The organism is Aeromonas sp. HMWF015, assembly GCF_963878965.1.
GTDB lineage: Bacteria > Pseudomonadota > Gammaproteobacteria > Enterobacterales > Aeromonadaceae > Aeromonas > Aeromonas veronii.
This window is the reverse complement of sequence record NZ_CAWNZT010000232.1, coordinates 1-4,961: the sequence shown is the minus strand read 5'-3', so window position 1 is coordinate 4,961 and position 4,961 is coordinate 1. Positions and strand designations below refer to the sequence as shown.

At 58.5% G+C, this 4,961-nt stretch carries 7 protein-coding genes; 3 read left to right on the top strand and 4 right to left on the bottom strand.

The features are described 5' to 3' along the window. A partial coding sequence (locus AACS18_RS23445; RefSeq protein WP_258228929.1) for an MFS transporter occupies window positions 1-452 on the bottom strand: 452 nt, incomplete at its 3' end. Window positions 453-544: 92 nt separating this feature from the next. Between AACS18_RS23445 and AACS18_RS12620 the strand changes: the two genes are divergently transcribed. Continuing rightward, window positions 545-1,369, top strand: a complete 825-nt coding sequence (locus tag AACS18_RS12620) for an AraC family transcriptional regulator (protein ID WP_108614335.1) — start codon at window positions 545-547, stop codon at window positions 1,367-1,369. Here AACS18_RS12620 and AACS18_RS12615 read toward each other — a convergent pair. Beyond that, window positions 1,299-1,532, bottom strand: a complete 234-nt coding sequence (locus tag AACS18_RS12615) for a hypothetical protein (protein WP_005342304.1) — start codon at window positions 1,530-1,532, stop codon at window positions 1,299-1,301. The genes AACS18_RS12620 and AACS18_RS12615 overlap by 71 nt on opposite strands. 293 nt (window positions 1,533-1,825) lie before the next feature. Between AACS18_RS12615 and AACS18_RS12610 the strand changes: the two genes are divergently transcribed. Next, a complete protein-coding gene (locus AACS18_RS12610; protein ID WP_108614334.1) occupies window positions 1,826-3,076 on the top strand; it encodes a valine--pyruvate transaminase in 1,251 nt (416 codons plus the stop codon). Between the two features lie 76 nt (window positions 3,077-3,152). Here AACS18_RS12610 and AACS18_RS12605 read toward each other — a convergent pair whose 3' ends face one another. Both AACS18_RS12605 and AACS18_RS12600 read right to left on the bottom strand, forming a co-directional pair. Beyond that, on the bottom strand, window positions 3,153-3,593 hold the full coding sequence (locus tag AACS18_RS12605) for an Hsp20 family protein (protein WP_108614333.1): 441 nt from the start codon (window positions 3,591-3,593) through the stop codon (window positions 3,153-3,155). Window positions 3,594-3,685: 92 nt separating this feature from the next. Beyond that, on the bottom strand, window positions 3,686-4,099 hold the full coding sequence (locus AACS18_RS12600; protein ID WP_041210487.1) for an Hsp20 family protein: 414 nt from the start codon (window positions 4,097-4,099) through the stop codon (window positions 3,686-3,688). Window positions 4,100-4,379: 280 nt separating this feature from the next. Between AACS18_RS12600 and AACS18_RS12595 the strand changes: the two genes are divergently transcribed. Continuing rightward, window positions 4,380-4,961, top strand: a 582-nt coding sequence (locus tag AACS18_RS12595; protein ID WP_108614332.1) for an MBL fold metallo-hydrolase, incomplete at its 3' end; no start/stop codon positions are given.

Sequence of the window (4,961 nt, the reverse complement as noted above, 5' to 3'; positions counted from 1 at the left end):
CCACCACTGAGCAGCCCCAGCACCGGACTGAGTGAGAGCGCAATGCCCATCACCGAGAAGACCCGCGCCAGATCGTTGCCCTGATAGCTATCGCGCAGCATGGTCTGGGTCACCACAGATCCCACCGCGGCGCCAAAAGCCGAGATAACCCGGGCCAGCAGCAGGGTTTCAAACTGGTTGGCCAGCAGCGCCAGCAAGGTGCCGACGCCATAGGTGAGCAGACCCGCCAGCATGGCGGGACGGCGCCCGATCAGATCGCAGAGCCGCCCCCAGCAGACCACGCCCACCGCAAACGCCAGAAAATAGACCGACAGGGTCTGGGATGCCTGCCCTTCGCTCACCTGAAACTGGGTAGCGATGTGGGTCAGGACCGGGCTGTAGATGGTCTCCACAATCTGGGGAAACATCATCAATCCCACCACCAGCCAGAACGGTGGCAACTTGTTGTTCATGACAAACCTCCTTCACAAGAGGTCGTCATTCTAGAGAGATGCCGTTTGTCTGATTACAATAAGCAAGACTATAAACATCAAAAATCGGACATATGGCCTTTATTCTTCCCGATCACCCTTTTGACCCCGACCAGCTGACCGGCAGCGTGATCGGCATCGCCTCCGCGCTCGGCTGGCACGACTCGGGTCTGCATCAACATCAACGCCATCAGCTGCTGTTCGCCCAATCCGGCTGCATGACCATGGAGCTGGAAGGTCGGGTCTGCCTGCTGCCACCCACCCGCGCCGCCTGGCTGCCTGCAGGCACCTCACACCGGATCTTGATGCGCGGTGTGGTGGCCTACCGCTCCCTCTACTTCCAGCCGCACCCCGAGTTGCCCGGCACGGTCGAAGTGCTGGCGGTCAATCCGCTGCTGCACGAACTGATCGAACGGATGGCGCTCTGGCCGTGGGACAAACCGCAAGAGCAGCAACAACGGACGGTGGCACTGTTTATGGAGGAGTTGGGGCAGGCACCGCGGGAGTCGTGGCAGTTGCCGCTGCCGACCGATCCCAGACTGGGCGACTGGCTACAGCAGTTGAAACGGGGGGATGCCCTGCCCGATCGGCTCAACCGGCTGGCCGAACGGGTGGGTGCCAGTGACAAGACCATTGGCCGCATCTTTATGCGGGAGACAGGCATGAGCTATCAGGCGTGGCGTCAGCAGTGGCGACTGCTGCGCGCCATGGAGCTGCTGGCAGAAAGCGAGCCCATCAGCCGGATTGCCGCTGCGCTGGAGTTCTCCAGCGACAGCGCCTTCATCAGCTTCTTCAAACAACATACGGGACAGACCCCCCTGCGCTACCTCAACTCTCGGGGTGAGTCGCCACAGCCTGACTCGCCTCCACCACCAGGGTATCCAGCGCCAGCGGCTTGAGATTGTGCAGCGCATCCTGCACCACGGCGTGGGATGCCTGTTGCAACTCGCTCTGCACATCCTGTTCCAGCTGGGCACTCTCCAGCTCGGGCCGCGGATTTTCGTTGGCCATCACGTTTAGGCTCAGGGCACTCACAATCAGGGTAGCGATCAGGCTTTTCATCTGGTTTGCTCCGGTATGGTTGAGATGACCAGATAGCTATTCCAATAGTTGTGCCAATCTTCATGCAATTCATAACATGATGATTTTGTTTAAATTAACTATCTTTCGATACCAAATTGAGTCGCAAAATGCATTCCGCTCGGTCATTTTTAAACCAACAGTTGGTGCTTTTAACCACGCTTGATTTTTGCACCATGTTCCACGTGGAACGTCACATCATTTTGATCGACACCCGCTTTTAAACTGAGCTATGGTGCTACATCTCCGTAACTCAAATCTGGATCTGTCACTGAATGGAATTTTCCTTGTTCGGCGAGAAGTTCACTCGCCACGCCGGCATTACCCAACTCATGGATGACCTCAATCAGGGGCTGACCAATCCGGACGCCATCATGCTGGGTGGCGGCAATCCGGCCCCCATCCCCGCCATGCTGGAGCGCTTTCAGGCCGAGGCCAAAAGCCTGCTCGACAACGGCGAGTTGGTCAAAGCGATGGCCAACTACGACGGCCCACAGGGCAAAGACAGGTTCACCAAAGCGCTGGCAACCCTGCTCAGCAAGGAGCTGGGATGGGATATCTCGGCCCGCAATATCGCCCTGACCAACGGCAGCCAGAATGCCTTCTTCTACCTGTTCAACCTGCTGGCCGGCGAATTTTCCGATGGACGCAAGAAGAAGGTGCTGTTCCCACTCGCCCCCGAGTACATCGGCTATGCCGACTCGGCGCTGGCCGACGACTACTTCGTGGCCTACAAGCCCACCATCGAGAAGCTGCCCGATGGCCAGTTCAAGTACCATGTGGATTTCGAGAGCCTGCAGGTGGGTGACGATATCGGGGTGATCTGTGTCTCCCGCCCCACCAATCCCACCGGTAACGTGCTGACCGACGAAGAGATCGAACATCTCGATCAGATCGCCCGCGACAAGGGGATTCCGCTGCTGATCGACAACGCCTACGGCGTTCCCTTCCCGGGCATCATCTTCAGCGAAGCCAAGCCGTTCTGGAACGCCAACACCATCCTCTGCATGAGCCTCTCCAAGCTCGGCCTGCCGGGCACCCGCTGCGGCATCGTCATCGCCGACGAGAAGATCATCCAGGCCATCACCAACCTGAGCGGCATCATCAATCTGGCGCCGGGCAGTCTGGGGCCCGCCATCACCATCCCGATGATCGAGAGCGGCGACATAATCACTCTCAGCGAACAGGTGGTGAAACCCTTCTATCAGCAGAAGGCGGAGCTGGCGGTGCAGCTGCTGCGCGAAGCGATCCCCGACCCGCGCTTCCACATTCACAAACCGGAAGGCGCCCTCTTCCTCTGGCTCTGGTTTGAAGGCTTGCCGATCCACTGTCAGGAACTCTATGAGCGACTGAAGGCGAAGAATCTGCTGATCGTACCGGGGCACTACTTCTTCCCCGGCATCGATGACCCCGAGTGGCGCCACAGCCAGGAGTGCATCCGCCTCAACTACTCCCAGAGCGAGGAGCTGGTGCGCCGTGGCATCGCCATTCTGGCCAACGAAATCAACACCCTCTACGCCGGCTAAGTCAGTCCGGCCAGCCAGCCAAAAACAGAAAGGCCTGCAGATGCAGGCCTTTATTGTTTATCGCGATCCGGTTTGCTTAGCCGGGCAGCGCCAGCTGCTCGGGTTTGCCAATGGGGATGGCCCGGGGCTTGAGCGCCTCCGGCAGTTCGCGCGCCAGATCGATGGTCAGCAGCCCATGCTCCAGCTTGGCACCCTGCACTTCCACGTGCTGGCTCAGCTTGAAGGCGAGCTCGAAGTCGCGCTCGGCAATCCCCTGATGGAGGAACTGACGCTCACCGGCAGCAGCCCCTTTGCGCCCCTTCACCTTGAGGGTGCCGTTTTCGGTCTCCAGCTCCAGCTCTTCGCGCTCGAAGCCAGCCACGGCGACCGTGATGCGATAGCCATCCTGATCGCGCTTTTCAATGTTGTACGGGGGGTAAGCGGTGGTCTTCTGCTCGAACAGACCTTCCAGCTCACGGGCCATCCGCTCGAAGCCGACGGCGTTGGAATAGAGATGAGAAAAATCGAGGTTACGCATAATCCTATCCTTCTAATAAGCAACAGGTTCAACTCTCCACAGGCCCGTCATCGGCACCTGGGAAATTTTAAAATTTCAGTGAATTTAGGCTATCAGCCGTTGATCTCGATCTTGCGCGGCTTCATCGCCTCGGGCACTTCACGCACCAGCTCGATGTGCAGCAAGCCGTTTTTCAGATCGGCCCCTTTAACCCGCACATAGTCGGCCAGCTGGAAGCGGCGCTCGAAACCACGTTCGGCAATCCCCTGATAGAGATAGTTGCGCTCGGTATCGGCCTGCTTGTTGCCCTTCACCGTCAACAGATTTTCCTGGAAGCTCAGCTCCAGCTCTTCCTGGGTAAAGCCCGCCACCGCCATGCTGATGCGGTAGTCGTTGTCACCCAACTGCTCGATGTTGTAGGGGGGATAACCGGCATTGCCATTGCTGGCCGCAGATTCGATGAGATTGGCCAGACGATCGAAACCGATGGCAGAACGATAGAGCGGAGAAAAGTCGATAGAACGCATAGTATTACCCTCTTGTGAGCGATAACGGATTGTTTGCCCTCCTTATGGACGGGCGCCTGGTCGAAACCTCTGTCGAGCGTTCCGGCCTTGTTACCTATATAGGGGCTCACTTTTTCCTTTCAAGGGGATTTTTTCAAATTTTTTAAATGGCCGCGCCGACCTGTGGAACATCAGCCTGTTGGCCCGATAGTGATGATAATCGACCCGTGGGCCACTGATGGCAATTCGCTCCGTCTCCCATAATTGGTTGCATATCCACCAGCCAACATGGAGCCATCCCATGAAGATTACCCAGGTTCGCAATGCCACCTTGCTGCTCGACTATGCCGGCACCCGCTTTCTGATCGACCCCATGCTCTCGGCCAAGGGTGCCTTCCCCGGCTTTGAGGGCACCGCCAACAGCCAGCTGCGCAATCCGCTGGTCGAGCTGCCGCTACCGATCGATGAGCTGGTCGATGTGGACGCAGTGATCGTCACCCACGACCATCCCGACCACTGGGATGATGCCGCCAGAGCCCTGATCCCCAAACATCTGCCGCTCTTGGTGCAACACCAGAAAGATGCCGATGCCATTCGTGCCAGTGGCTTTGAGGATGTGCGCCTGCTGAGCGACCAGCCCGAGTTTGCCGGCATTCGCCTGCAGCAGACCGGTGGCCAGCACGGCAGCGACCAGTTGATGGTGGTACTGGGCGAGCGCATGGGAGAGGTATGCGGCGTGGTCTTCTCCCACCCCGATGAACAGTGCCTCTATCTGGTAGGTGATACCATCTGGCATCCCCGGGTCGAGCAAGCCCTGCAACAGCATCAACCCGAGGTCATCATCCTCAACTGTGGCGATGCACAGGTGCCCGGGCTCGGTTCC